A 26,353-nucleotide genomic window follows, 5' to 3' on the forward strand; every position below is an offset into this window, starting at 1 on the left:
AGCAACTGCTTCCATGGAACTGGACACCGCCGACCATCGACGCTCAAGCGGCGTGACCAGCGGCCTTCACCGTATGCTTACTTTGTATTTGGCTGGCGTCGTGATGCTAGTCACGGACAACGATCCTCCTCGCAAGATCGGGCTGGTCTGGCAGGGACCAGGACGATTGGCACACGTGCGATGATCGAGTTCGTCATCGGCGACGTCGTTATCCGGGCCGACAGTTTGTGAATCGTCTGTCCGCAATACAGCGGCCAACGCTACCGACGCCAGATGGGGTCAGCTTGTCGCTTACGAAGTACGCTAAGCTCGACGCGTTTATCGACGCGATCGAGAAGGAAACGCCTACCAGCAATGACGCTCGTCACACAGGTCATGCCGAAGGACACCGTCTATGTGCGGACTGGGGGGACGGGGCTAGCTCCGCTTTTGGTTGGCAGCTGGGCAGGGGGCCTCAGGCGGCCTCACTTGAGAGCGAAATTGATGTCGCAAACCACGCTGATAGGCTGTACTTCGTATATTCCGCTAATTAGCTTTGAAGCGTCAGGCAGGGTCTGGTGGTACTGCCTGTAGATATAGTTACCGCGATGTCCCCCCGCACTTTCGGCCAAGTAGTTGATAATTTCAGCATGGCTGTCGTACTGGCAGCCCGTTGTGTCTATCACGGACCTTCTAAAAGTAAGGGTACCGCCGAAATAGTTTCGATCAGAACGATGCGCGGCGAGCCTTTTTCCGTGCTCGTCGAGGACTGGGAGGAGAGAGGCCTTACCATCCGAATCAATCTTACTTAGCGTGAACCAATTCTCCGCGAGCCCTAAGTCATAGTGGTTGAACACGTTGATAGGTGTGATCCCATAGACGTGGGCGGCATCGCCGAACGGGGCCAAAACGGAGAGGGAAGATTGTATAAGCTTCGGAGCTGACAGAAAGATCCAAGGAGTTGGGATTGTCGTCACATAGCAAATTGTTAGAAACGCCACGTGAAGAAAAAATGGCGTTATGGGATCTCTGAAAGAAATCTTAGCTTCTACCGTCTGGCCTTCAGGAAGCAGGACATAGTCCTTCTTGGGAGTCGGAAGGTGGCAAACCCCAAATAGCTTCGTGCGGCGGTCGGCGATGAAACGATAGATGGCCCTACCACCCACGAAACTTGCTGCAAGTAAAATAGGGTAGAAGGGGATGAGCAACGCAACCTTCTTGGTCAGCAACAGATAAAAGTCATATCCCTTCGTAGCCACCATCTCGTTGCTGGCATCGATGCCGTATAGGTCCTTTTGAGCTTCACTCGGGTCGATACCATGCGCTGTGAGCCATTTAGTATTCTTCGAGAGCGGCCTTAGCTGCACCCGATTGAATATATCCGTCGCTTTAATGAAATTCACCGTCCGGTCGCAGAGGTTGCATCGGTCGTCGTAGGCGACATTCAAGGTCTTGGCTCCGGAGATGAAAGCCCGCTGCCAAAATAGACCTGCAAAGAACAGAAACTCGAATTCAGCCAGCATGCCTAGGCTCAAGACGAACTTGCTGAGACAGAAGAATAAAAATGCCCAGATGAGCGCGTAAGTCCTTGGCCATCCGCCCCACACAACGCATGCTACGACGAGAAGATACCAAGGCAACATCCCCCACAATGCGACACGGGCGAGCATTACGAACACACTGGAGTAAGTGAACAACTGAGTGAACTCATCGCCGAAAATCGACATGAAGTTGTTTGTCAGAAGTTGTGGCCCAGCATAACCCTGCATCCAAGCAGGCTCCCCAAGATGCATTCCAAGTGAATAGAGACAGACAGCACCATACCCCAGAAGCGCAAGGAACTTTGCCGCCTGCAAGGTGGCTGTGGGCGCGAGGCCGTTGCGGTAATAGCCAGCGGCAATGAGGCGTCCGAAGCGGTGCGGCCGGCGTCGCAACCTTCCATCAACCGAAAAATGAGCGCCGGCATTGGCGAATATCAGCAACAAGCCGAAGAGCGCAGCGATATCATTACCAAGCGTCGAAGTTCTAAGCGAGGTGTCGCCAACCTGCCATTGGAAGACAATCAGGACGACCAAGGCGAGCTGTGTGAACAGGCCAAAAGCCACCATCAAACCGCCAACGATGCTTACGAACGCCGGAACGAATACCCGATAGTCGCTCCAATCTGAAGGGGTGAGGTAGTACAGCAGCCAGTAGGCGCGATAAATCATGACGAGCCCGAAGCCCATCCGGAGAAGCGCGAATTTCGGCGCCTCGTTCACTGGATTTGATATAAATGCACCACGTCGTTCAAGAAAAGCGGAAAATGAATTTAGGCGTTCGTAGACCCGCTCAGCCGGTCCATATCTTACGGCAATAATTATGACCGCCAATGACCCGAAAAAGGCACTGAACCTTGTGATGTATCCTTCGGTTTCGAAAGCCGAGCACATCAACAGCGTGAACGCATAGAAAACACTAAGCAACACCAGCCTCCGGCCTGCGCTGGACAAGTGAAACGCTGATTTATCATTCGTAGAAACGTCGAATGTGCTCATAAATGGGGCTCCGGCTGTGCGGCGACGGTCTTTAGCTCGTGGAACTAGCAAAAATTAGGGAAGCGGAACAGGTCCAATTATCGAGACGCACTCCTTTTTAGGTGAACGCTAGACGTTCTTACCATGTTCTGGAAAGTTTTCCGGCTCGTGCCGTTCTCGGTCGAGGTCCATCCCTTCTGGGACGCCGTTTACAGTCGAGTAGAACAAGAGCAACGCAAGGAATTGATGCGCCACGACCTAGACAGCAGCTGGAGGCAGCTATTTCGCGACTATTCGGTGAAGAGGCCAGGACATTTCGCCGATGGTGTTGGTCGGCAGCGGGATGATCTCGTCGGGTGGTCCTTGCTTATCTCCGTCAGTGCTTTTTGAAGGCTAGCCTCTCCTGTAAGCGACCCGCGCTACGGACTCGACAGCATGAATGCTTTCCCTAACACTGTCTGCGTATTCACCCGCTGTGAGCGACGAGCCCGCCTTCAGTAAATGTGTCCGTGCGCCTCCCAGTCCCGGACGGCTCCCGACCTGTGTTGCCGACTCCGAAGTGTGCGGAACACCGCTTACCCAGAAATCAGCGAGCTGCCCGAATATTGTCAGTGGGCTCACTCTGGCGCCTTCGGTAGTCGCCCCTCTTTCTTTCCAGCAACTATAAAGTGCATAAGGAGCCCCATTCCGCTTTCAACCACGTCGGGATAGCTTGCGGCATAGAAAGATGGATCAAATAATGAGGATGGCGCCAATCCTGCCTGCTCACCGCGAAGGACATAATCCTTTAAGAGTTGCGATTTCCACAATCCCACTTTGCCGGATTGAGAACCGTAGAACTTCGAGTCGAACAGCCCGCTCTTCGCGATGACATTTAGGTGCTTGAGTTGGTTGGCCAAGCCGCGCTCTGTCCGCATCTTCACCACTTCGCTCTTGAGAGGACCAAATTCGGCGAGAACCGCGTCTAGATGGCCCCGAATCCGTTCCATCTCCTTCCTAGTTGCGGTCAGTTCGTCTTTCAGTTGCCAATAGACGTCATAGTGTTCGCTTAGAAGAATGGATGCCTGTCTCAGAGTTAAGGTGTTTTCGCTGTGAGCAGCGACAGCAATGAAATACATACTCTGGGGTGCTTCCCGGGTAACCCTCCTTACCTCTCCGTCATCCACCAACAGCTCCACGCCTGATGTGGATACTTCCGCCGGTAAAATGGCCGAAGCAACTAGCATGCGCTGACCGAATATTCGAACTGCACCGAACTGAGTTTTTAGGAGATCGATGAAGTCCTTACGGTTTAGTTCTTTCGTATGGAACGGGTTGTCGTAATCTTGCCTGGTCGAGTAAATATCTACGTTCGGCGAGGAGATGACCAAAAGCCCGTCCGGACGCAAGAGGCGGGAGAATTCAGCGATCGCACTCTCCTGATTTGAGACATGCTCGATTGTTTCAAACGATACAACCAAATCGGCGCTTCCATCCGGCAACGGGACCGCTGCAGCGTCGCCTTGCTTAAACGTCAGGTTCTCGCGCGTGTAACGACGCGATGCATGCGTGACAGCCTCGCCGGAAACATCGACACCAATGACCGACGCCGCCTGCTCAGCCAGCATGGCCGAACCAAAACCCTCTCCTGACGCAACGTCAATTACGTCCTTGCCTGCTGCTAGCTCCCGGCACCATGCATAACGGTGCATATGCTCCTGCCGGATTTCGCCGTTGAGTTCCGGGTGAAAGCGCTCACCGGTGAACTCCAGCGATTTCATTGCCTCTTCTTGCATTTCGTGCAATCCCTGTTCCGAAATCCCTAACTTGCTGCACGCAGTAGCTTCATCAGCGAATCGCTACAAACGATATCGCTGCGGGATACTCAACCGCAAAAATACGGAGCTGTGAAAATCCGGCCCGCATTATGTAAGTCCAAGCATCTGCCCCGAATTCCGTGTGGACGAGATAGTCGCTTGCGTTGAGAGCTGGATCGCCATGATAGGAGGGTTTAAGACCGTCGCGCGAACGCGACATTCGACCGACAATGATAGGGATGGTGAAGCAAAGGGCTCCGCCGGTTTTTAATACTCTGCCGCATTCCTGCAAGGCATGGACAGGATTTTTAACATGCTCCAGCGTGTCAGAATGGACGACCACATCGAAACTCTCGGCATCGAAGGGAAGTGCGTGCATATCTACACGGGGGTATTCGGCAAACACATGCCCCGGCAATTTCATAAGTAGGGAATGCAATGTTCCTGCTTCGTTAATTTCGAGAATAGAAGCCTTCGAACTAGCGGACGCGACAAAATCCGAGAGGGTTTTATCCGTCGAAAATACGTTTCGCAGCCCATCAGCGAGCGCTATCGACCGTAGGTTTGATCCGCATCTGATACATTGCTCGCCCTGCTGCCTGTCGATATAGCGCCGTTCTTCCTCACAAATCTGCCACTCGTCCGTCAGCCCATCCCACAGTACTTCACTAAATTTAAATTCCCTTGATCCGCAAACCGAGCAGCAGAATTGCCCTATGGCCATTTCCTAGTTCCCGTAAATTAAGTTAATTTCGGACATCGGCAGCCCTATCAAGCCGTGCGTTACGTGACTACTCTCGCAATGAAAAATCAGAGCCTCATCTACCCAGTGATGTTGGCGATGATCCGCCTGCGTCCCTTCTGCCAAGGCCGTCGCTATAGCGTAATCGCCACTTGGCAAATAAGGCATCTGGAACGCAAACCGAGCTCGAAATTCGCTACCGGCTGGAATATGCAGTGGCGAAGCCGCCTGCGTCAAAAACGTATTGTCACCGAATATGCTCTGACCTAGCCGGTCTCGAACGAGGAATCCAACAATTGGCCCATGGAGCGCATTATCGGCTCTACAGCTCACTTCGATAACTAGCTCCTCTCCACCTTCAATAACGGGAAGCAATTTACCTTCGTTATCCAGGATACGAACACCCGTGATTTTTCCGCCACCTGCGCCAAAAGACGGCGCTGCCGGATCAAATTCAAAAACATGTATCTCGTTGCGTTTGTCGGAGTTGCGGATCAAATCGCGGCGCGTATCCCTTTTAATGTCGGCCACGTCTCTCCGACGGCCTTCTATTGACAGCGTTTGCCCATCTGCTTCTTCCTGGAGCGATGCTTGGTACTGGAGGCTGACATCTCTAGCCGAGCCCTCGGCACGTATTCGACCCTTGTCCATCCAAATGGCGCGATCACACAGTGCAGTCACAGCGGAGGTGTCATGCGAAACAAATAGGATTGTACCATGTTCACGGAACTTCCTAATGTAGCGCATACATTTTTGCGCAAAGGCCGCGTCCCCGACGGCAAGGATTTCGTCGACGATGAGGATGTCGGCATCCACATGCGCTGCAACAGCAAACGCAAGTCTTGCATACATTCCAGACGAATAGGTCTTAACCGGCTGATCGACAAAATCGCTGATTCCGGAGAATTCAACAATCGACTCTTCCCGTTCTCTAATCTCTCGATCAGTAAGGCCGAGAATGAAGGCTGATAGACGAATGTTCTCTCTTCCCGTGAATTCGGGATTGAACCCTGCGCCAAGTTCAAGCAGCGGGGCCACACGACCATGAACACGCAGCGACCCTCCATTTGGTTGCAAGGTGCCCGCGATCATTTGCAACAGCGTCGATTTACCTGAGCCGTTTCTACCCACGATCGCGACTGTCTCACCTCTTCTAATTGAGAGATCTACGTTTTGGACGGCCCAGTACTCCTGGTAGTACTTGCGCCACCGGAGAAACATTTGCTTCAAGCGATCCTGCGGCTTGCTATAGATCAAGTATGCTTTGCTCAGCGATGTGGCTTCAATCACAATTTCAGATAACATCAGCAAAGGCCTTATGGGTTCGTTGGAACCATGCGGAGCCAAGCGCATAAATCAGCAAGGCCACCACCATATATGCGCCCCATTCCAACGGGCTTGGTGCTCTACCCCAGAAGATGACGTCTCGTGCCTGAATAACGACCGGCGTCACTGGGTTGAGATAAAGCAATTGTCTGTAATTCTCAGGTAGATTGTCGGGGGCGTAAAAAACCGGAGAAAGAAACATGAGTGCGGTCGTAATAGGGCCTGTAACGTGTTTCATGTCTCTCAGAAAGACACCGAGCGAAGCTAGGAAATAGGAAGCTCCCAGACAGAGTAGAACAAAGGGAAAAATGACCGCAGGTAAATATAGAACGCTTAAGTTCGGCAATCCGTACATCAATAAATAAAATATAAAAAATATTGTCAATGATACTCCCGCGTTAATCAGGGTTGAAAGCAATGCGACGACCGGCAATATCTGCAGAGGAAATGTCACTTTCTTAACATAAGACGGGTTCTCCAAAATAAGTGAAGGAGATCGGTTTATTGTTTCTGCGAGCACTCCGAAAAGGGTTAGGCCGATGAAAATTAGCATGGGAAAACTGAACTCTTGGGCCTGTCCAGTGGTGGGAGAGTGCCAACCCGCCTTCAGAATAGATCCAAAAACCAAACTGTATACTGCAAGCATTATGAGCGGCACGAGTGCCACCCAAATTATTCCCAACAATGATCCACGGAAGCGGGCTTCAGTTTCACGTTGTGCCAGCCTCCAAATGAGAGTTCTGTGGCGCCATATGACGCGCAACGTTTCAATCATTGGATCGGCCTTATACTTTCAATTGCGCGCACAAAACTGCACGATAATCTGCGCCCGCAAAAAACGGGCAATAGCGTTGAACCCAGGAGGTTAAGCTCATCCCAACCACACATCGCCAAGCCAAATGCATGCGGATGTCGACCTACGAGTTCACCTGTCGAAAAGCAGCCTGTTCTCAACTTAACCTTCGCCCTGCCCGGGTGCGATCCGCCGTGCGTCAACGCCAAGTGAAGACTCGAGTTACGGCGTAATTAAACACCGAACTCATCAGCGCCCCAGCAAGTCCGGCGATGGATGCCTGTTGGCGGAAATCATATATCGCGCTTGCTACAGAAATGTTCGCTATCCCTCCTAGAGAGCAGATTGCGCAGAAGCCAACAAGGCCGATCCACAAATTTCGACCTTTCAGTTTTTTGTCTGAATAAGTCAGTATGTTGTTAAGGAAAAAATTCCAGGTCATAGCTGCGAGCGTCGCGACAATCTGGCTTATAACGAATCCCTCGGCTAAGAACGCTGTGAATATTGCGAGCACAGTCATATGGACGACGACGCCGCTTGCACCAACCATGGCAAACAACAGGAAACTCGTAGGCAGTAAGCCGCCGGTCAGCTGAGAAAACCAAAGGCCCAAGAATTGCACGACTACGAGAGAGCTCATTTTGCTCTCACCCGCGTGACGCGAACGGAATATGTACGGCACTTCTGCGATTTCAAGCTCTCGTCCTTGGCGTCTCGAAATAACAACCATGTCAAGCAGGATCTTGAAACCCTCTTTGCTTAGCATGGGCGCGATGGCGTCGAAGAGATCTCTTCGCACCATAAAGAAGCCACTCATCGGGTCGGAGATCGTTTGTCCAGTTACCATCGAAGACAGACGCGTCGCAAGCTGGCTACCCTTTAGTCGAGTCCCAGACAATCCGTCCCCGGCCGACCCCGCCGCTGCGTAGCGCGAACCTATCGCTAAGTCTGCTCCCCCAATGATTTCCTGGAGCATTTGGGGAATGATGCGTTCGTCATGTTGATGATCCGCGTCTATCACCGCAACGTAGGGCGTAGATGCTGATGCTATTCCCTCTACACATGCGGACGAAAGCCCCCTGCGGCCAAAACGGCGCAAGCATCGTATATTACTATGCTTTCCTGCTAATTCCTTTGTAAAGTCAGCAGTCCCATCAGGGCTGTTATCATCAACCACAATCATTTCGAAGGGCGTATCGCGCAGCGCTAATGAAAGTTTTTTGTACAGAAGCTCGATATTATCTCGCTCGTTGAAGCTGGGCACAACTATCGACAGGACCGGAGCCAGCCACCCTTGATGAGGCTCATCGTTCGCAGCGAACTTTGGATCGTTGGAAAGCATTGAATACTCCATTTTGGACGCTCCCATATCCCAAAGGGTGCCCACCATTCAAGCGGAAGTAGCCAGGCACGCGACAGAGGCCATTATATGCTTTGGACCACCGCCATTTATCGAAGACGTGTTGCTCCTATGTCGCAAACAGCCCCTGCGCGCATTTCTATGACGGTCGAGTAGCTGCCACAGCCCGTCATACACAAATGCAAGATCTGCTCGATCCGCGCGAAGACGAAGGCTGCTACGATCGGCGTTCCTCAGCAAGGCCGCCTCCAAATTGTCACAACCCTTCCGCTTGGCATGCTTAAGGTTTGAGCCGCGACAAAGCCGGATTGTTTTGCCGCGGACTCAACCAGCACTGTATTGACGTAGGGGGGAAACTCGCCTTTTTCACCGGGCGACGATAGGAGCACACATGCAGGTGCGGCGGGTCCAGACGCAAACCAAGCGAGATATCCTTCAGCGCTTTCGCCCGTTATCAATGGCTCTATTTGAGATAAATTCAGGGGCGGTTGGCCCCGAAGGCTATTGGTCAAGCCGAGCGTGTTCACATTATACACCGCATTTCTGAAACCGAATGCGACAGCTCTCGTTGCCCCTATGAAGGGCTTGATCGCATCAAGCGTGTCCTGATTTATCTGATTCCACGCTTCCGCTGTCTCCGGGGGCAATGCTTTACCCGGTTCCGCCGTGTTTATTCCGAAGGCTGCCTCGTAGCCTTGCATCGTTCCACTCCCGTCCGAGTAGACGACTTTTCCGTAGAAAGGGAGCCAATGCGTCGTACGGGTAGATGTCTCGGAGTTCAAGTCGACCATCGGTATAAATGCATACATGGAGATGAAAGCCAAAGCGCTAGCTACTGCAATTCCATAGAAGCGATTGTCGTTGAGCCTGAAAATCGCCCATGTCGAAAGAAAAATCGTTGGCGGGAGGAGCGGTGCAATAAATGCCGTGCCTTTATTTTGCGAGGACGATAAAATTAGAAAGGAAAAGAATACAAAGATTGACACGGGAGTTATTGGAGAGCTGGCGTATTTTGAAAGCCATTCGTTCCGGTCCGCGCACAGCAGATTCTTCAAAAACAGAAAAATGGATATTGTGATGCCGACTGAAATTACGATGAAGTGTGGCGCGTAAACTTGATCAAGAAATATTTGGATCATGTAAATGACGCTGCCAACAAATGACAATTTGGGACCGAATTCCGCTGCTCTTGCTCCATATCCGAAGTTGAACAAATATTCGGCTACATACTTTCCGTTTAAAAGCAACCACGTAAGAGCTGTCGCGGAAGCGACTGCGCCAGCCACAAGTAGCCGTCCAATACGTGCAAGACGTTCATCTGGAGAAGCAGCCACGTATACAAACGCAGCTAAACCCAAGCATGGGATGAATGCGAGCGTCATCGTGCGTGCAAGCGGCATTAGGCCGACAAAAAAACCAAAAGCGATAATCCAGGGCCAACGCTTAGCCTGCTGAGATTTTATTAGGCAAAGCAATGCCACAGTTGTGCAGGCTGTTGCCGGGATCGCGAAGTGAAAGCTGCGTGAATAATTCACCAGAAGCGGTGTCGTGGCTACGACTAACGCGCTTATCTCCGCAACTCGTTGGATGCTGCTTTGTTTGGCGATATAGTATACCGCGACTACGGTTGCTAAGCATGCGAGCAGCGGTATGTATATGCCGAACGCGACGCGCGGACCTGTTACTATGAATAAAAGTGACGCAAGGGCTGAGGTTAAAGGTGAAGCCGCGTTGGGTGCTTCTACTGAAGAGAACCACAGTCGCAATCCACCGTGGACGTAAGCATAATAGTTCTTGACCGCCATCATAAGGTATGCTGACTCGTCGATGTCAAACAGTCCCTCATTTCTATAAACAAATATCCACCTCGAATTTATCGAAATGTAAATTATCAAAAAAAGCAAAAACAATGTCTTCGATAAGTTCTTTTGTATCGTCGAGGCAATCAACGTTAGTCCCTCTAATTCGCTTTGAGTTCGGGATTTTGGTAGTGCGTCGTTCTTAAATTTCCTGGGTTCATATGGCAATGCCGGGACACAGGGCTCAATAGATCGAAAGCAAAAAGACGATAAACGCAGATGGCGTCTCGACGGTTTAAATTGAGATTAGGCAGCCAAAGTGACCTGCCCCCGTCGAATTAGGCCATTCAGACCTGGAATTTTCCACTTATGATCCCTGTTGGGCAGAAGAGGAGAATTCGATGAAGGCCTCGAAGTTTTCGGAAGCGCAGATCGCCTTTGTTCTGAAGCAGGCGGAGGACGGGACGCCGATCGGTGAGGTATGCCGCAAGGCAGGAATTTCGGACGCGACCTTCTACAATTGGCGCAAAAAATATGCCGGTCTGATGCCGTCAGAGATGAAGCGGCTGCGGCAACTGGAGGAGGAGAACGCCAAGCTGAAGCGGGTTGTTGCCGCCCTGTCGCTGGACAAGGCGATGCTTCAGGACGTGCTGTCAAAAAAGCTCTGAAGCCTGCCCGCAAGCGCAAGCTTGTCGACACGATCAAGGCAGACTGGAAGGTTTCTATCCGGCGCGCATGTTCGGTGCTGAATGACCGGTCGCTTTATGTCTACAAGTCCAGGCGCGGCGAGCAGGCCGAACTGAAGCTGAAGATCAAAGACATCTGCCAGACGCGGGTGCGCTATGGCTATCGACGTGTGCACGTCCTGCTCAAGCGTGACGGGTGGCCCGTCAATCGGAAGCGAATCTGCGCAACGATGCGATCGATTTCGGCGACCGATCCGGCCCTGGCGTCGATGTTGGAACGCCGCAGCTTGGCCGATGCAGCGGATCGTCGGTGGCGTCGAGAACGAGCACGATCTCGACCCGCGGCTTAGCGTGGGCCTCCAGAAACAGCTCGACAAATAAGGCTTCCAACGCTAGCCCTATAACCGATCTTATGCCGCTTCGGCGTCAGGCTCTGCGACAGAAGCCGAAGAACCGGGTCATGGCGCAGCCTGTCATGGTCGTCGACGCCTCAGGCGATCGCCGCGATGCGCGGCCCGACCAGCGCGCGCACACTGTTGACCGTGCAAGCCGCAGCGCGGCGCAACAAAGCACGCCGCCATCCGCTCGAACAGGCCAATTACTTTGTCGACATGGCGAAGCAAAAGCGCGCCGGCATCCGAGGTGATCGCGCCGCCATCGAAACCAGCCACAACTTTGTGGGCGTCGAAGCCTTCAAATTCGAGCTGCGTGGAGATACAGTATGGTTGCATCGGAACCCGTCTTGCAGTCTGATCATCTTTGTTCCAAAAGCAGTTCTCCGATTCTTGGGGCCGATTCACTTCTTACTTTGAGATAATTCAGGCTAGGCATGAGCTGGAGTGATACTTCGAATGCCAAATTTGCTTGCGCAGATTCATAAAATCATCTACCGCCGCATCAGATATACCGTGACAAGGCCCAAGCCTCCGAAAACCAGTGTACCATTTGCCGGCCCTGTCGTGGTCGTCGGATCGGCACCCGTTTCCCACAAGCCCGTCGGCTTCGATGAAACATATCGCATCATTTCGGTGAACGCCTCGCAAATAGCTGTCCATGCCTGGGGCATCGATGCGCCCGACATCACCCTGATGGGCTTCAACGAGCTCCAGGGCGGCAATACGGCAGCCGTGGAGACAAGGCGCGTTCTCACCGGGCACCGCACCGGCGCTCTCTACGTTCTCACCTGGCGGCGGGGTCAGAAACGCCAGGCGCGCGTGAAAAACAATCTGAACTCGTTCAGCTATTGCTACCGGGATCTCCATGTCGTGGGCCGCTATCAGCGCATAGCGTTGATGCATAAAGCCAGCGGACTGGTGAACCTTGAGCTCGATGCCGAAACCAAGTGCTCGAACGGAATGATCGCAGTGTTGTTTGCATTATACAACGATGCCAGCGCGGTCATCATAACCGGCATCAATCCTCATTCGAACGGCCACATATACAACAGCGCCAATCTGACCCGCAAACATACCCGTTTCGACCGGGAAATCCTGATAAGGCTGCTCAGGCAAGGCTATCCCATCTACACAGCCGATCCGCAGGTCGCGGAAGAAGTCGGTCTGCCGCTCTGGCAGGGCGACAAAGAACCGAAGTTCAAGGCGGCGCAATAAGCAACCGACAATTCACAACAGCGATCTTCCCCGGCTGGTCAATCGAGATGACCGGTTCGAGATGGCCGGCAGGGATGACGCAACCATATTCTGAAGATCTTCGAGAACGGGGATGGCGCGCTTGAATGCCGGAGAAACGATACGATCGATCGCAGCCGCACTTGCGATCGCTCCCTCCTGTGTTTCGAAGTGGAAGAAGCGGCTTGCCGAGACCGGCGCTCTGACGCGGGGTCGCGTCGGCGGGCGCAAGCATCTGACCTGTCCGGCGAGCGGGCCGACAGGCTGCGCCAACGCTGCCAATCAGGCCCGTTCACGACGCGGGGCCTTGTGGCGGAACTGGCCGAGCGCGGCATCAAAACCTGAGCGACGCGCCGTTTGAGTGTTCGTGCGGGCCGAGGGTCTGGTTTTCAAAAAAGGGTTCTGCCGACCGAGCAGATGGCGAAGGGCAGCATGCCGTTGCAGCCGCTGAGAAGACCGATCGGCAGGAAATGTTTGGCATCGCCGGCGCCAAAGAGGCCGACGGTCCAGAGGCCGATAACAAGGGCGAAGAGCAGGCGGCCGCCCCCGACGTCGCCCCCAATCCCAGCAAAAAAAGAGCGCCGCCCGGTCTCAAAAATCGTGAGCATCACCTGTGGGCTACAGTTCTGGGCATCGGGTCGCCAATGATGCCAAAACGAGATCCGGCACGACCGGAAATCAAGGAAATAAGGGGTTTTGCTGAGAATTGGCTGGGGAACCTGGATTCGAACCAAGATTAACGGAGTCAGAGTCCGTCGTTCTACCATTGAACTATTCCCCAGCAGTTGCCGCCGAAGCATAGCTTGGCTGCTGTGCGGCGCTTATAACCAAAAGCGGGCGGATTGCAAATAGCCGTTTTGAAAAAATTCGGTGCTGCCGCCCACGAGGTGAAACCACCCGCAAACCCCCGTCCAAAAAAGAATTTGGCGATTTCGGCGGGCGCTGATATTCTTGCGGCAACGCAAAAATCGAATGAGCGCCTGCTGCATATCTCAAGACTTGCGCGGCGCGGTGGAAAAACAACGTGGAAGACCCCGAAGGCGGCGCAAAGCCGCAATTTGACGGGGCGTCGGCGGCAGGGCGCAAGGACGGCAAGAAGTCCAGGCGCCGCAAGGGCAAACGTGGCGGGCAATCCCGCAACGCGGCTCATCCCGCTTCGCATGAGCCTTCCGGCGGTGCCGGACAGCCAGCGCGCCCGATGGAAGATGCAGCCGGTAATCCGGCCCGCAAGCGCAAGCGTCGCCGTCGTGGCGGCCATGGTGCTGCGCAGGATAGTTCACTTCAACCTCATGTGATGGAACAGGCTGGAGCGGCAGATCATGCCGCCCGGTCCGATGGCGATTCGGCGCCGAGCCGCCGCAACCGCCGCAAGCATCGCGGCAAGCGCGGTCTTCAGGGCCGGCCGCTGACATCGGCAAAACCATCAGGTGTCTCGCAGCAGGAACGCCGCGCGGAAGAGACGGCGCTCGGTGCCGAACTGCGTGAAACATCGAATGGCGCCAGCGCCAACCGCCGGGGCCGCCAGGAAAGCCATATCTATCCCGCGCATCAGGGAGATCGCCAGGGCGGCGAGCATGCTTGGCCGGAGGAGCTCTATGCCGCTCTCGATCTCGGCACCAACAATTGCCGTCTCCTCATTGCCCAGCCGACCCGTCCGGGACAATTTCGCGTCGTCGACGCCTTTTCCCGCATCGTGCGCCTCGGCGAAGGCCTTGCTGCCAGCGGTCGCCTGTCCGACGAGGCGATGGAGAGGGCGATCGAGGCGTTGAGGATCTGCGCCTCCAAGCTCAGGAACCGGGAGATCCGCCGCATGCGGCTGATCGCTACCGAAGCCTGCCGCCAGGCCGTCAATGGCGAGGAATTCCTCAGCCGGGTCGTTGCCGAAACCGGCCTTGCGCTCGAGATCATCGATCGCGAGACCGAAGCGCGGCTTGCCGTGTCCGGCTGCTCCTCGTTGGTCGGTCGCGAGACGCGCTCCGTCGTGCTCTTTGATATCGGCGGCGGCTCGTCGGAGATCGCCGTCATCCGCATCGGCGACAATCGCTTCAGCCGCCTTGCCAATCACATCACCCACTGGACCTCGCTTCCCGTCGGCGTCGTGACGCTGTCGGAGCGCCATGGCGGGCACGACGTCACGCCCGAGGCTTTTGAAGGCATGGTGCGCGAAGTCGAAGGCATGCTCGGACACTTCGATTGCCCGGAGATCGAGGTCGCCCAGACCGGCGACTTCCACCTGATAGGCACATCGGGCACGGTGACGACGCTTGCCGGCGTCCATCTCGACCTGCCGCGTTATGACCGGCGGAAGGTCGATGGCATCTGGCTGTCCGATGACGAGGTCTCCGCGATGCAGGCAAAGCTTCTCTCCTGGGATTTCGCAAGCCGCGCCGCCAATCCCTGCATCGGGCCTGATCGGGCCGATCTGGTGCTTGCTGGCTGCGCCATTCTCGAGGCGATCCGCCGCCGCTGGCCGAGCCCGCGCATGCGCGTTGCCGATCGCGGCTTGAGGGAAGGCCTGCTCACAGACATGATGGCCGATGACGGCGTGTGGCGACGCAACCGCAACCGACGCGGCCAGCGCGCGAGATAGGAAAAAGGCATGACCAAGGCACCGATCGCGGGAAACCGCACCGGCCGCAAGCTCGGCCAGCGCGTCAAAAACAAGAAGATGAAGGCCTCCTCCCGCCAATGGCTGGAGCGCCACCTCAACGATCCCTATGTGCAGCGCGCCCAGCTCGAAGGCTATCGCGCCCGTGCCGCCTTTAAGCTGCTGGAGATCGACGAGAAACATCATATCCTGCGCGGCGCCAAGCGCATCATCGATCTCGGAGCTGCGCCGGGCAGCTGGTCGCAGATCGCAGCCAAGGTCACCGGCTCGACAGATGATGATATTCGTGTGGCCGCGATCGATTTCCTTGAGATGACCCAGCTGCCGGGGGTCAAGATCCTGCAGCTCGATTTCCTCGATCCCAGTGCGCCGGAAAAGCTGCTGGAGGCGGTCGGCGGCACGCCCGATCTCGTCATATCGGACATGGCGGCTCCCACCACCGGCCACCATCGCACCGACCATCTGCGCACCATGCATCTCTGCGAAGTCGCGGCACATTTCGCCGTCGAAGTGCTCCAGGAAGGCGGACATTTTCTCACCAAGACCTTCCAGGGCGGCACCGAGCGTGAGCTGCTTGCCATGCTGAAGCAGAACTTTCGCCAGGTCGTCCATGTCAAGCCGAACTCGTCGCGCGCCGAATCGGTCGAGATGTTCCTGCTGGCCAAGGGCTTCAAAGGGCGCAAGGCCGAAGTTGAATAGCAAGCTTGATCTTCGGCCACTCTTTTCCGATGATAGCGATCCTAATTAGATCCGGATGATCTCAAGTCGATCCAAGTCCTGTGGGGGCCTGCCCTAGCGGTGCATTCGGTCGTGTCCATACAGTTCCAGGCAAGAACAGCTGCTAACCGCGCTCGAACAACGGTGTCTCGCATGCAAGCCATGCCGATCAGAGATCAAATCAGCCTGCACCTCAGCCGTGTTTTTCTGCCGATCAACTTGATCCTCGCGTCGCATCGTGGACCTTTGTTTAGATAGGGCTATGGCGGCTCGGAATGCTGTTGCCTGAATGCCGCATTGAATAAGACCATGGATTTCGACCGTTATCACGGCTTGACAGCCGACTTCGCGATCCATAGCGAGTCAGCACCGATACGGTCAGGCCGGTAAAATGAAATATTTCAAACAACTCATGATAGAAGCGCTTTATCCCGGGACGGAGGCCGGAAGTGCGCTCGATCGAAACAACCGCATTACGGTCTTTGCCTTTGCAATCCTACCAGGACTTTCGCCGAATTTTAACTCCTTCATCCTCCTCGCGTCGATGCTGTGGGGCCTCTACTGTCTGGCGACAGGCCGCCTTGCATTGAACCTGTCGAGATCCGACCGGCTGGTTGCCATCGGTATGTCGATATACCCGTTGGTGATGATCGCCAGCATATTCATCAATCCGCCTTACTCCGAAGAACTGGACTGGATACTCCGGCTCCTGCCGTTCTTTTCGATCTGGCTGGTATTGCCGCGGATGCGCCAATCTCCCGATGGCCGTCTGGTGCCGCTCTTCATCCTCGGCGCAGGGATTGGCATGATCGCTACTTTTCTGCTCAGTCTCGTGCAGATCGCGTTTCTTATGGACCGGGCAGAGGGCGGGGCTACGAACGCTGCCCTGCTCGGGATCATAGGCGTTCTCTTCGGCGGCATTGCGCTCCTCAACCTTCAATCTCCCAAAAGCGTGGAGCAAAGGATTGCGATTTTGGGATATGCCGCCGGTCTCGGCTGCGTTCTGCTGTCGGGAACGCGCTCGGCTTGGCTGGTCATTCCCGTCCATGTCCTCATCTTTATCTGGTTTTTTCGCAAACGCGGCTTCCATCTGAGCTTGCGCAGCCTCGCCATTACCGGCTCCTTGCTGTTTGTGGGCCTTGTTGCCTTAGGTAGCGGCCCGGTTTTTCATCGCATTCAGGAGCTTCAGGAAAATCTGACATCGGTCGAACGCACCGACGGTGAGATCACCTCGCTCAGCGCGNCCCCTTGACTGGTTATGGCCCGCAAAACCGGATGACTTCGGTTTTGGCAGAGCTGCCCGATAGTATAAGGCCGCAGCTGTCCTTCACGCATGTCCACAACGGTTTTTTGACCGCGGGAATCGATGCCGGCGTTTTCGGCATCGCGGCGCTTTCGCTGATGCTGCTCACCCCGGTGATCGGCGCGTGGAGAAAAGAAGCCGGGCCGGGCCGCGATCTGGCGATTGCGCTCGCTCTTCTGCTCTTCAGCAGCTACGTCATAACCGGCAGCTTTGGCATCATGTTTAACCAGAAGGCTCTGGATCCGATCTTCGCCTATATGGTCGCCCTGATCTGCACGGATCGAGGCAGCACACTCTTTGCGCCCGTTGTTTCGAGCTGACGGTTGCACATGGGCGGCTGGCCAAGGGCTTCAAAGGGCGCAAGGCGGAAACCGGAACAGCAAGCTTGATCTTTGGGCCGATTATGTCGGATGATAGCCGGCTTGAGAATTGTGGGCTGCTGATCCAATGCTTCTCTACGTCACGCTCGGAACCAACGACCTTTATCGCGCAGGGCATTTTTATGACGCCGTGCTGCCGGTGCTCGGCTATCGCCGCCAGCGCTCTTCCGAAGAGGAAATCGGCTATGGCGCCGAGGGCGATACGCGCTGCCGCTTCTGGCTGGTGACGCCCTTCAATCGCCGCCGGGCGACCTCGGGCAATGGCGCCATGGTGGCACTTGCGGCCGAAACACGGGCCGATGTCGACGCCTTCCATGCTGCGGCGATCGCGGCAGGCGCCGTGGATGAGGGCGAGCCCGGCCTGCGCTCCTACCATGCCCATTTCTATGCCGCCTATGTCCGTGATCTCGACGGCAATAAGCTCTCTGCCGTCTGCGAAAACCCGCAGTAACGGCGGCCTAAAGAGCGTTGCAATCTTTCAGATTCGCTCCTCGCGCTTTAGGTCTTTGTTTCCACGCATGTCGGTACCGCAAAACGCTGCACACTTTTGCGCGACATGCTTTATTTCACCGCGTGCTGCTCGGCTTCAACAGTTGCTGCCGTCATCGTCTTCAAACGGTGGCCGGAAACGAGCGCACCGGCATTGCGGTCCATCCGGATGAAGGGAATGGTCGCAATGACCGTCAGTCCGGCGATGATGTAGAAGGCAAGGTGGAAATCGGCCACCTGCAGCGCTTCGCCGCTGATATAGATCGAGCTCTCCAGGATCGCGGCGGCGACCGCAACACCGAGCGCCAGGCTGACCTGTTGCATCACCGAGCTCATCGATGTCGCCTGGCTGGCTTCGGCATCATCGATATCGGCGAAGGCAAGCGCATTGACGCCGGTGAACATGAAGGAGCGGGAGAAGCCGCCGAGCAGCAGTACGCCGATGATGACGAGGTGCGGCGTCGACGGCGTGAACAGGCCGGTGATGACAGTCACCAGGGTCGTTACCCCGGCGGCGCCGAGAAGCGTGGTGCGGAAGCCGGCGGCGGCAAAGACGCGCTTTGCCATGAACTTGGTGGTGATCGCCCCGATCGCGCCAGCAAAGGTGATGAGACCGGATTGGAACGGCGTCAGCCCGAAGCCGAGCTGCAGCATCAGCGGCGTCAGGAAGGGCATGGCGCCGACGCAAATGCGAAACAGCGTGCCGCCCAAGGTGGAGGCGCGGAACGTCGGGTTCTTGAACAGGTTGAGGTTGAGGATCGGCGCCGGGTGCCGCTTGGCATGGCGCACATAGAGGACGCCGCAGCTGAAGCCGATCAAGGTGGCGGTGACGCCGATGATCGGGGGCAGGGCCGGCAGACTGACCACCGACAGGCCGAAGACGACGCCCGCAGCCGATAGCGAGGTCAGCACGAAACCGGTGAAATCGAGCCGCGGCGGCGCCGTCGCTTCCACCTCCGGCAGGAAGATCGTCGCAAGCCAGATACCGATGATGCCGACCGGCACGTTGATCAGGAAGATCCAGTGCCAGCTGAAATAGGTGGTGATGAAGCCGCCGAGCGGCGGTCCGGTGAGCGGGCCGACAAGGGCGGGGATGGTGAGCAGCGCCATGGCCGAGACCAGATCGCTGCGCTTCGTGGTGCGCACCAGCACGAGACGGCCGACCGGGGTCATCATCGCGCCGCCCATGCCCTGCAGGAAGCGGGCAAACACGAATTCGACGAGGTTGGACGAGATTGCGCAGAAGATCGAGCCGATGACGAAGACGGAGATGGCAAGCCGGAAGATCTTCTTGGCGCCGAACCTGTCGGCCATCCAGCCGCTGACGGGGATGAACACCGCCAGCGCCACCATGTAGGAGGTCAGTGCCAGCTTCAGCGTGATCGGCCCGACATGCAAATCGCTAGCGATCGCCGGCAGCGCCGTCGCAATGACGGTCGAGTCCATCTGTTCCATGAAAAGGGCGACGGCAAGGATCAGCGGGACGATGCGATTCATAGGCGGGAGCCTTGATGGGGCAGCGGATTGAAGCTGGAAAGGCCCGTGCTGTTTAGTCCCAGCTGTGGGTTATGCCAATCCCCAAATCCGGGTCGACGACACGTTTGCTTCACGTCTGCGTGAGACGGCTTGCGCATCAACGTCGCGTGTCAAGATTGAGATATGTCGACTCCGCCGGGCATGAAAACCCGGCGGAACTGACATCGGGGGCCGTGCGGCGACGCACCGCACGTCATAAGAGGATGGACATATGGCAATTTCATCGGGAATAAAGCGGCGCACCCTTTTTGCCGCGGGCCTTGGCCTGCTGGCAGCGCCGGCAATTTTTAAAGAGAGGGCCGAAGCGGCCGCAACTGGAGACAGCAATCATATGGATGGAACGCCTTTGCCCGAGGTCAATCAATTCAAGCTCGGTTCCTATAAGTTCACCGTCGTCCGCGATGGCACCAGCATTGTCGAAAAGCCCTATGAAACCTTCGGCACCAATCAGGACCCCGAAACCGTCAAGACGTTGCTGACCGCAAACTTCCTGCCGGCCGACAAGTTCATGAATGGCTATACGCCGGCCCTTATCGATACCGGTTCGGATGTCATCCTCGTCGATACCGGCTTCGGCGCCAGCGGCCGCGCACGTGGCGCCGGTCAACTGACCGAAGGCCTGAAGGCGGCGGGATATTCAACCGACGACGTCACCCTGGTGGCGCTCACCCATCTGCACGGCGATCATATTGGCGGTCTGATGGAAGACGGTGCGGCTGCCTTCAAGAATGCCCGCTATGTCGTCGGCCAGGCCGAATATGATTTCTGGTCGGACAAGGCACGTGAGGGCACGCCGGCCGAAGGCGGTCACAAGGCGGTGCTTGCCAATGTGGTGCCGCTCGCCGAAAAGACCACTTTCATTAAGGAAGGGGACAGTTTCGCGCCCGGCATAACGGCGATGCTGGCGGCCGGCCACTCACCGGGGCATATGGTGTTCCACGTCGAATCCGCGGGCAAGCGCCTTGTACTCACGGGTGATACGGCCAATCACTATATCCTGTCGCTGCTGCGGCCGGATTGGGAAGTGCGCTTCGACATGGACAAGACGCAGGCGGCGGCCACGCGCCGCAAGGTCTTCGAGATGATTGCGAGCGAGAAGATCGCCTTCCTTGGCTATCACATGCCGTTCCCGGCGGTCGGCTTCGTCGAAAGGCAGGATGGCGGTTATCGCTTCGTGCCGAAGACCTATCAGTTCAACATCTGATCCGAACCGGTTCAGCCTTTCACGGAAGCGCTGGACCGCTCTAACGTCTTGTTTTTATGCAATTCCGAACCGAAAAGCGCTTAGCGCTTTTCCTGCAATGCTCTTGGCGCATGGCACCCATGACGAGCCCGGCGGACATGCCGGGCTTTTTGCTATTTCCTTCCTGTCATAGACGTGTTACCAGCCCTCGCCAACTTCCAAGCAACCCATGCAGACCGCCGGGGCGGACGATTCGTTTCCGGACAGGGTCGCATTTTTATTAAATGAAGGAATTTGGCCATGGCACGCATCATTGAAACGGCAACCGGCGCAGACGCGCTTACCTTCGACGACGTGCTGCTGCAGCCGGGACATTCCGAGGTCATGCCGGGCCAGACGAATATCTCCACCCGCATCGCCCGGGATTTCGAACTCAACATCCCGATCATCTCATCAGCCATGGATACCGTCACCGAGAGCCGCCTGGCGATCGCCATGGCCCAGGCCGGCGGCCTTGGCGTCATTCATCGCAACCTGACGCCGATCGAGCAGGCCGAGCAGGTCCGGCAAGTGAAGAAATTCGAAAGCGGCATGGTCGTCAATCCGGTGACGATCGGCCCCGATGCGACGCTTGCCGATGCGCTCGGGCTCATGAAATCCTACAGCATTTCCGGCATCCCTGTCGTGGAGAAGTCCGGCCGCCTCGTCGGGATCCTGACCAACCGCGACGTCCGCTTCGCTACCGATCAGGAACAGAAGATCCATGAGCTGATGACCAAGGACAAACTGGTCACCGTCAAGGAAAACGTCGATCAGCAGGAGGCCAAGCGCCTGCTGCATTCGCATCGCATCGAGAAGCTGCTGGTGGTCGATACCGAAGGCCGTTGCGTCGGCCTCATCACCGTCAAGGATATCGAGAAGTCGCAGCTGAACCCGAACGCTTCCAAGGATGCTCAGGGCAGGCTTCGCGCTGCCGCCGCCATCAGCGTCGGCGATGATGGGTTCGAGCGCGCGGAGCGGCTGATCGAGGCCGGCGTCGACCTTCTGGTCGTCGATACCGCCCATGGCCACTCGCAGCGCGTCCTTGATGCCGTCACGCGCGTCAAGAAGCTTTCCAACTCGGTGCGGATCATGGCCGGCAACGTCGCCACCTATGACGGCACCAGGGCGCTGATCGATGCCGGCGCCGATGCCGTCAAGGTCGGTATCGGTCCGGGTTCGATCTGCACGACGCGCATCGTCGCAGGCGTCGGTGTGCCGCAGCTCGCCGCCATCATGTCGGCGGTGCAGGCCGCGAATGATCAGGACGTGCCGGTTATCGCCGATGGAGGCATCAAGTTCTCCGGCGATCTTGCCAAGGCGATTGCCGCCGGCGCTTCAGCCGTCATGATCGGCTCGCTGCTTGCCGGCACCGATGAGAGCCCGGGTGAGGTCTATCTCTATCAGGGACGCTCCTTCAAGGCCTATCGCGGCATGGGCTCCGTCGGGGCCATGGCCCGTGGTTCGGCCGACCGTTACTTCCAGGCCGAGGTGCGAGACACGCTGAAGCTCGTGCCTGAGGGCATCGAAGGTCAGGTGCCGTACAAGGGACCGGTTTCGGGTGTTATCCACCAGCTCGCCGGCGGCCTCAAAGCGGCCATGGGCTATGTCGGCGGCAAGGACCTCAAGGATTTCCAGGACCGCGCCACGTTCGTGCGCATCTCCGGTGCCGGTCTTCGCGAAAGCCACGCCCATGACGTGACGATCACGCGCGAGAGCCCGAACTATCCGGGCGCCGGCCTCTGATCATGAAGGCGGGCAGCCGGATTCCTCTCTGGATCGTCGCGCTGCTCGCAGCCCTCTGTCTTGCCGTGCTCGCCTGGACGACCTTCGGCTTCGTCGTTCCGTTCAAGCACGAAACCGGCCAGGCGGTGCTCGATACCTATTTCGCCGGTTACGACGAGTCGGCGGTCTTCCACATGCAGAAGCTGCTCGATGAGAACGAGACGGCGACCCGGTTGTTGCGCGCCATGTATTTCGGGCCGGAGCTGATCTTTCCGGCATTGCTAACAGCGCTGCTGTTCCTCGCCTTCCTCAAGCTCGGTTCCGGCGGCGCATGGTTCGGCCGATCGGCGCATCCGCTCGTCGGCAAGGCGGTCTACCTGCTGCCGTTCATCTACGGCATCGCCGATTACGGCGAGAACATCTCGAGCCTGATCGCCTTCGGCGATGGTACGCCCTCAGGCCTTGCAACACAGCTGCTGCCGTGGATGACGCGGCTGAAATTCGCAAGCCTTGCCATCTGCTTCATCCTCATCGCCCGGCTCGCCATCGCCCGCTGGCTCTCGCCGCGCCAAGACTAGGGTGCTATCAGCCTGTCCACCGCCACGTCGGATTTGATAGCCGCGCCACCATGAAATCCGAGAGCACCTCCACCTTCGCAGGCCGAGCCCGGGCAGAGGGCGTGACGAAATAGAGTGCTCCGCTCGGCAGCGTCCAGTCGGCGAGGATCGCTTTCAACCTGCCATCGGCGAGATATTCATGCGCCATGAATTCCGGCAGCTCTACAATCCCAAGGCCGTGCAACGCCATCGGAATCAAGGCTTGCGAATTGGTGGAGCGCAACGGACCGGCCGGCACGACAACTTCCTCTTCGCCTGCCTTATTGCGAAAGCGCCAGACGTCCTGGCGCGGCCGATAGGCGTACCCTAGGCAATGGTCGGCCTTAAGCTCGCGCGGATGTCGCGGCGTGCCGTATCTATCGAGGTACGCAGGTGCAGCGAGAATGAAAGGAGCGACCGCTGTCAGCCTCCGGGCGACCAATGAGGAATCCGGCAGAACGGCAATTCTCAGCGCAGCATCGAAACCGTCTCCCACCAGGTCGACGGTGGCGTCGCTCATATGCAGGTCGATAGAAATATCGGGATAGAGGTCGAAAAAGTCGGGCAGGATCGGCGCCAGCCAGCGTGTGCCGAAGGCCATCGGCACGGCAAGCCGGATGAGCCCCCGCGGTTGGCTGGACAGCTCGCGCGCTGCATTTTCCGCAGCCTCTGCCTCCGCATAGAGCCGCGAGGCACTGTCGACCAATCGCAAGCCGAAATCGGTCAGCGCCAGTTGCCGCGAGGTGCGGTTGAAGAGCCGTGCGCCAAGTCTCTCCTCCAGCCGGCTGACAGCCCGCGAAACGGTAGGCACCGACACACCGAGCGTCCTAGCGGCGCGGGCGAAAGAACGCTCTTCGGCGACCTTGGCGAACATTGCGAGGCCTTCGAAATCCGGAAATTTCGTCATTTCATTCCTGTAATAATAGCTTTCATTTCTTTCTATTTCGAAACGTTCGTCGCGTCCATATCTCAGCATTGGTCGAACAACAGGAGACGACAATGACACAGAGGTTGAGTGGAAAGATTGCAGTGATTACTGGCGCAACGTCGGGCATCGGTCTTGCGACTGCCAAGCGTTTCGCCGCCGAAGGCGCCCAGCTTTTCGTGACCGGCCGGCGCAGGGACGTGCTCGACGCGGCCGTTGCGGAGATAGGGGGTAAGGTTGTTGGCATCCAGGCGGACTCGGCAAAGCTGGCGGACCTTGACCGGCTCTATGACCGCGTGAAAGCCGAAGCCGGCCGGATAGATGTGTTGTTCGTCAATGCCGGCGGTGGTTCGATGCTGCCACTCGGCGAAATTACCGAAGAGCAGTATGACGACACGTTCGACAGAAATGTGAAAGGTGTTCTTTTCACCGTGCAAAAGGCCCTGCCGCTCCTCGGTCAGGGCTCATCGGTTATCTTGACGGGATCGACGGCGGGCTCGACGGGCACTCCGGCCTTCAGCGTCTACGCCGCCTCGAAGGCCGCGCTACGAAGCTTCGCTCGCAACTGGATCCTTGATCTCAAGGATCGCGGCATTCGTATCAATACGCTGAGCCCCGGTCCGACAAAGACAACCGGTCTCGTCGAACTCGCCGGCAAGGATGAGGTGCAACAGCAGGGCCTGCTCGATTATCTCGCAACGCAAGTGCCAATGGGGCGCGTCGGCCGCGCCGAAGAGATCGCCGCCGCCGCACTCTTTCTCGCTTCCGACGATTCGAGCTTCGTCACCGGTACCGAACTCTTCGCCGACGGCGGCGCCGCGCAGGTGTGATGAAATCCGGTGGCCCGCCAATTTTCTGATGGCGGGCCGCCGATGCTGGTATCCCGATCGTCTTTCGACTAATGCTCGCGTCGAAATCGGAAGCGGAAAGGAAACGGCCACACATGACCGGTTATCAAATCTTCTGGCCACTCCTCGCCCATGTGGCCCTGGTCTATGGTCTTTATGCGCTTCTTGGGTTTCGGCGCGCAAAAATGGTCCGCGTCGGCACCATCGCGAAATCGGATTATCGCGAAAATCGTGACGAGCCGGCCGAAAGCCTTGTCGTCAAGAACTGCCTCGCCAACCAGTTCGAACTGCCTGTGCTGTTCTACGCCTGCTGCATTCTTCTCTATGTCACCGAGGCCGACAATCTCGTCGCCCTCGGCCTCGCCTGGGCCTTCGTCGCCCTGCGCTACGCACACGCCGCCATCCATGTTACCAGCAACGACTTGCGTTATCGCAGCCCGATCTTCGCCGCCGGTTATTTGGCTCTGGCCGCCATGTGGGTCTGGCTCGGCGCATGGATGGTGATGAGCTGAGGCGGCGGGCGGGTTTGCCTATCAACGATCGTGCGGACGAGACCGCTTGGATCTGGTTGTGTGGCGATAAAACCGCAGCCTGAAATCGCGATTGCACACGCTTTTCCCGGCCGTTAAAATGCGAACGTTTCCATTTACGGCGGATGAAGACCTGCATGTCATATCGACCCGACGCGGTGATTTGGCACATGCCTTCCGCCGCGAACAAAAAGAATGGGAACGACATGGGCGCGGAAAGCATGGATCGGATAGGCCTGCGAAGGAAGCCGAAGCAGGAACGCAGCATCCAGAGGCTGGACCTCATTCTCGCCGCCGCCGCCAAGATCATCGCCGAAAAGGGCGTCAGCGCCATGCGGATGACGGAGCTCGCCGCCGCCGCCAAGGTGCCGATCGGTTCGGTTTACCAGTATTTCCCGGAGAAGGCGGCGATCGTCAAAGCCCTGTTCGACCAGCACGCCTCGGCGATCCAGGCGAAGATGGCGGCGATGTTCACCGGCGTACAGTCACTTGATCAGGCGCTGGATGTCGTCTGCGCCACCATCGACTGGTATTACGATTCCTACCACAACGATCCCGTCTATCTCGGCGTCTGGATGGGAACGGAGACCGATCAGGATCTGTTACAGCTGAATATCGAGCATAGCGGTCACGTCGCCGGCATCTTCCGTGACGCCGTGCGCCAGCTGGCTCCCGACCTTTGCGACGAAGAAATGTATGCGCGCACTTACCTGTTCAGCCACCTGATCGGCGCCGTCATCCGGCTTGCCGCGGTGAGCGAGGAGGGCCTAGCGCGGCGTATGCTCGATGAGTGGAAGCGCGTCATCCGCGCCTCCCTTTTCACCACGACCGTGTCGCGCGCCGCCTGAG

The 26,353-nt window shown here is 56.9% G+C and carries 23 protein-coding genes, 1 tRNA gene and 3 pseudogenes; 16 read left to right on the top strand and 11 right to left on the bottom strand.

Going from position 1 to position 26,353, the window contains the following annotated elements; genetic code table 11:
* Window positions 1-184, top strand: a 184-nt coding sequence (locus BS629_RS39470) for a hypothetical protein (RefSeq protein ID WP_205928008.1), incomplete at its 5' end; no start/stop codon positions are given.
* Window positions 185-464: 280 nt separating this feature from the next.
* Here the strand turns inward: BS629_RS39470 and BS629_RS02920 are convergent.
* Complete coding sequence (locus tag BS629_RS02920; RefSeq protein ID WP_018244913.1) at window positions 465-2,516, bottom strand: DCC1-like thiol-disulfide oxidoreductase family protein; 2,052 nt, start codon at window positions 2,514-2,516, stop codon at window positions 465-467.
* Between the two features lie 123 nt (window positions 2,517-2,639).
* On the opposite strand from BS629_RS02920, the gene BS629_RS02925 reads away from it, so the two are divergent.
* Window positions 2,640-2,885, top strand: coding sequence for a hypothetical protein (locus BS629_RS02925; protein WP_018244914.1), 246 nt, complete (start codon window positions 2,640-2,642; stop codon window positions 2,883-2,885).
* A 227-nt stretch (window positions 2,886-3,112) separates the two neighbouring features.
* Here the strand turns inward: BS629_RS02925 and BS629_RS02930 are convergent, their stop codons facing one another.
* From BS629_RS02930 to BS629_RS02955, 6 genes are all read right to left on the bottom strand, one after another.
* Complete coding sequence (locus BS629_RS02930; RefSeq protein WP_245268246.1) at window positions 3,113-4,255, bottom strand: class I SAM-dependent methyltransferase; 1,143 nt, start codon at window positions 4,253-4,255, stop codon at window positions 3,113-3,115.
* Window positions 4,256-4,322: 67 nt separating this feature from the next.
* Window positions 4,323-5,015, bottom strand: coding sequence for a class I SAM-dependent methyltransferase (locus BS629_RS02935; RefSeq protein WP_018244916.1), 693 nt, complete (start codon window positions 5,013-5,015; stop codon window positions 4,323-4,325).
* 3 nt (window positions 5,016-5,018) lie between these two features.
* Window positions 5,019-6,338, bottom strand: a complete 1,320-nt coding sequence (locus tag BS629_RS02940; RefSeq protein WP_018244917.1) for an ABC transporter ATP-binding protein — start codon at window positions 6,336-6,338, stop codon at window positions 5,019-5,021.
* A complete protein-coding gene (locus BS629_RS02945; protein WP_018244918.1) occupies window positions 6,328-7,134 on the bottom strand; it encodes an ABC transporter permease in 807 nt (268 codons plus the stop codon). The genes BS629_RS02940 and BS629_RS02945 overlap by 11 nt, the downstream gene beginning before the upstream one ends.
* Before the next feature lie 217 nt (window positions 7,135-7,351).
* Window positions 7,352-8,494 (bottom strand): glycosyltransferase, encoded by a 1,143-nt coding sequence (locus BS629_RS02950; protein WP_018244919.1) that lies wholly within the window; start codon window positions 8,492-8,494, stop codon window positions 7,352-7,354.
* A 251-nt stretch (window positions 8,495-8,745) separates the two neighbouring features.
* The gene (locus BS629_RS02955) at window positions 8,746-10,317 is read right to left on the bottom strand and encodes an ArnT family glycosyltransferase (RefSeq protein ID WP_245268247.1); all 1,572 of its coding nucleotides are present in this window, start codon (window positions 10,315-10,317) and stop codon (window positions 8,746-8,748) included.
* 395 nt (window positions 10,318-10,712) lie between these two features.
* On the opposite strand from BS629_RS02955, the pseudogene BS629_RS02960 reads away from it, so the two are divergent.
* A pseudogene (locus tag BS629_RS02960) lies at window positions 10,713-11,215 on the top strand (transposase); the annotation flags it as partial.
* Here the strand turns inward: BS629_RS02960 and BS629_RS02965 are convergent.
* Window positions 11,212-11,728 (bottom strand): annotated as a pseudogene (locus tag BS629_RS02965) (transposase); the annotation flags it as partial. The pseudogenes BS629_RS02960 and BS629_RS02965 sit on opposite strands and share 4 nt — an antisense overlap.
* Before the next feature lie 120 nt (window positions 11,729-11,848).
* Between BS629_RS02965 and BS629_RS02970 the strand changes: the two are divergent.
* From BS629_RS02970 to BS629_RS39095, 3 genes are all read left to right on the top strand, one after another.
* Window positions 11,849-12,607, top strand: coding sequence for a hypothetical protein (locus BS629_RS02970; RefSeq protein WP_018244924.1), 759 nt, complete (start codon window positions 11,849-11,851; stop codon window positions 12,605-12,607).
* A 112-nt stretch (window positions 12,608-12,719) separates the two neighbouring features.
* Complete coding sequence (locus tag BS629_RS02975; protein ID WP_018244925.1) at window positions 12,720-12,986, top strand: helix-turn-helix domain-containing protein; 267 nt, start codon at window positions 12,720-12,722, stop codon at window positions 12,984-12,986.
* A gap of 109 nt (window positions 12,987-13,095) precedes the next feature.
* Window positions 13,096-13,365 carry a hypothetical protein gene (locus tag BS629_RS39095; RefSeq protein WP_163925800.1) on the top strand — a complete coding sequence of 90 codons (270 nt, stop codon included), beginning with the start codon at window positions 13,096-13,098 and terminating at the stop codon, window positions 13,363-13,365.
* Here BS629_RS39095 and BS629_RS02985 read toward each other — a convergent pair.
* Window positions 13,333-13,406, bottom strand: a tRNA-Gln gene (locus tag BS629_RS02985). The two genes, BS629_RS39095 and BS629_RS02985, sit on opposite strands and share 33 nt — an antisense overlap.
* A 243-nt stretch (window positions 13,407-13,649) precedes the next feature.
* Between BS629_RS02985 and BS629_RS02990 the strand changes: the two genes are divergently transcribed.
* The 4 genes and pseudogenes from BS629_RS02990 (at window position 13,650) to BS629_RS03005 (ending at window position 18,084) form a co-directional block, all read left to right on the top strand.
* Complete coding sequence (locus tag BS629_RS02990) at window positions 13,650-15,215, top strand: Ppx/GppA phosphatase family protein (RefSeq protein ID WP_018244927.1); 1,566 nt, start codon at window positions 13,650-13,652, stop codon at window positions 15,213-15,215.
* Window positions 15,216-15,224: 9 nt separating this feature from the next.
* Complete coding sequence (locus BS629_RS02995; protein ID WP_018244928.1) at window positions 15,225-15,932, top strand: RlmE family RNA methyltransferase; 708 nt, start codon at window positions 15,225-15,227, stop codon at window positions 15,930-15,932.
* 409 nt (window positions 15,933-16,341) lie between these two features.
* A pseudogene (locus BS629_RS03000) lies at window positions 16,342-17,573 on the top strand (O-antigen ligase family protein).
* A 127-nt stretch (window positions 17,574-17,700) separates the two neighbouring features.
* Entirely contained in the window at window positions 17,701-18,084 is a 384-nt protein-coding gene (locus tag BS629_RS03005; protein WP_018244930.1) for a VOC family protein, read from the top strand.
* 110 nt (window positions 18,085-18,194) lie between these two features.
* Here the strand turns inward: BS629_RS03005 and BS629_RS03010 are convergent, their stop codons facing one another.
* On the bottom strand, window positions 18,195-19,619 hold the full coding sequence (locus BS629_RS03010) for an MFS transporter (RefSeq protein WP_018244931.1): 1,425 nt from the start codon (window positions 19,617-19,619) through the stop codon (window positions 18,195-18,197).
* A 250-nt stretch (window positions 19,620-19,869) separates the two neighbouring features.
* On the opposite strand from BS629_RS03010, the gene BS629_RS03015 reads away from it, so the two are divergent.
* The 3 genes from BS629_RS03015 (at window position 19,870) to BS629_RS03025 (ending at window position 23,183) form a co-directional block, all read left to right on the top strand.
* Window positions 19,870-20,862, top strand: coding sequence for an MBL fold metallo-hydrolase (locus BS629_RS03015; RefSeq protein WP_018244932.1), 993 nt, complete (start codon window positions 19,870-19,872; stop codon window positions 20,860-20,862).
* A gap of 279 nt (window positions 20,863-21,141) precedes the next feature.
* Window positions 21,142-22,626, top strand: a complete 1,485-nt coding sequence (gene guaB / locus BS629_RS03020) for an IMP dehydrogenase (RefSeq protein ID WP_018244933.1) — start codon at window positions 21,142-21,144, stop codon at window positions 22,624-22,626.
* A gap of 2 nt (window positions 22,627-22,628) precedes the next feature.
* Window positions 22,629-23,183: a hypothetical protein gene (locus BS629_RS03025; protein ID WP_018244934.1), complete on the top strand. Its 555-nt coding sequence runs from the start codon at window positions 22,629-22,631 to the stop codon at window positions 23,181-23,183.
* A 7-nt stretch (window positions 23,184-23,190) separates the two neighbouring features.
* Here the strand turns inward: BS629_RS03025 and BS629_RS03030 are convergent, their stop codons facing one another.
* Window positions 23,191-24,108 (bottom strand): LysR family transcriptional regulator, encoded by a 918-nt coding sequence (locus BS629_RS03030; protein ID WP_018244935.1) that lies wholly within the window; start codon window positions 24,106-24,108, stop codon window positions 23,191-23,193.
* Window positions 24,109-24,200: 92 nt separating this feature from the next.
* Between BS629_RS03030 and BS629_RS03035 the strand changes: the two genes are divergently transcribed.
* The 3 genes from BS629_RS03035 to BS629_RS03045 all read left to right on the top strand — a co-directional run bounded on the left by BS629_RS03035 (window position 24,201) and on the right by BS629_RS03045 (window position 26,352).
* The gene (locus BS629_RS03035; protein ID WP_018244936.1) at window positions 24,201-24,956 is read left to right on the top strand and encodes an SDR family oxidoreductase; all 756 of its coding nucleotides are present in this window, start codon (window positions 24,201-24,203) and stop codon (window positions 24,954-24,956) included.
* Between the two features lie 113 nt (window positions 24,957-25,069).
* Entirely contained in the window at window positions 25,070-25,486 is a 417-nt protein-coding gene (locus BS629_RS03040) for an MAPEG family protein (protein WP_018244937.1), read from the top strand.
* Between the two features lie 224 nt (window positions 25,487-25,710).
* Window positions 25,711-26,352 (top strand): TetR/AcrR family transcriptional regulator, encoded by a 642-nt coding sequence (locus tag BS629_RS03045; protein WP_032981582.1) that lies wholly within the window; start codon window positions 25,711-25,713, stop codon window positions 26,350-26,352.
* The last annotated feature ends 1 nt before the right edge of the window (window position 26,353 follow it).

This window comes from Rhizobium leguminosarum bv. viciae USDA 2370 (assembly GCF_002008365.1).
Lineage (GTDB): Bacteria > Pseudomonadota > Alphaproteobacteria > Rhizobiales > Rhizobiaceae > Rhizobium > Rhizobium leguminosarum.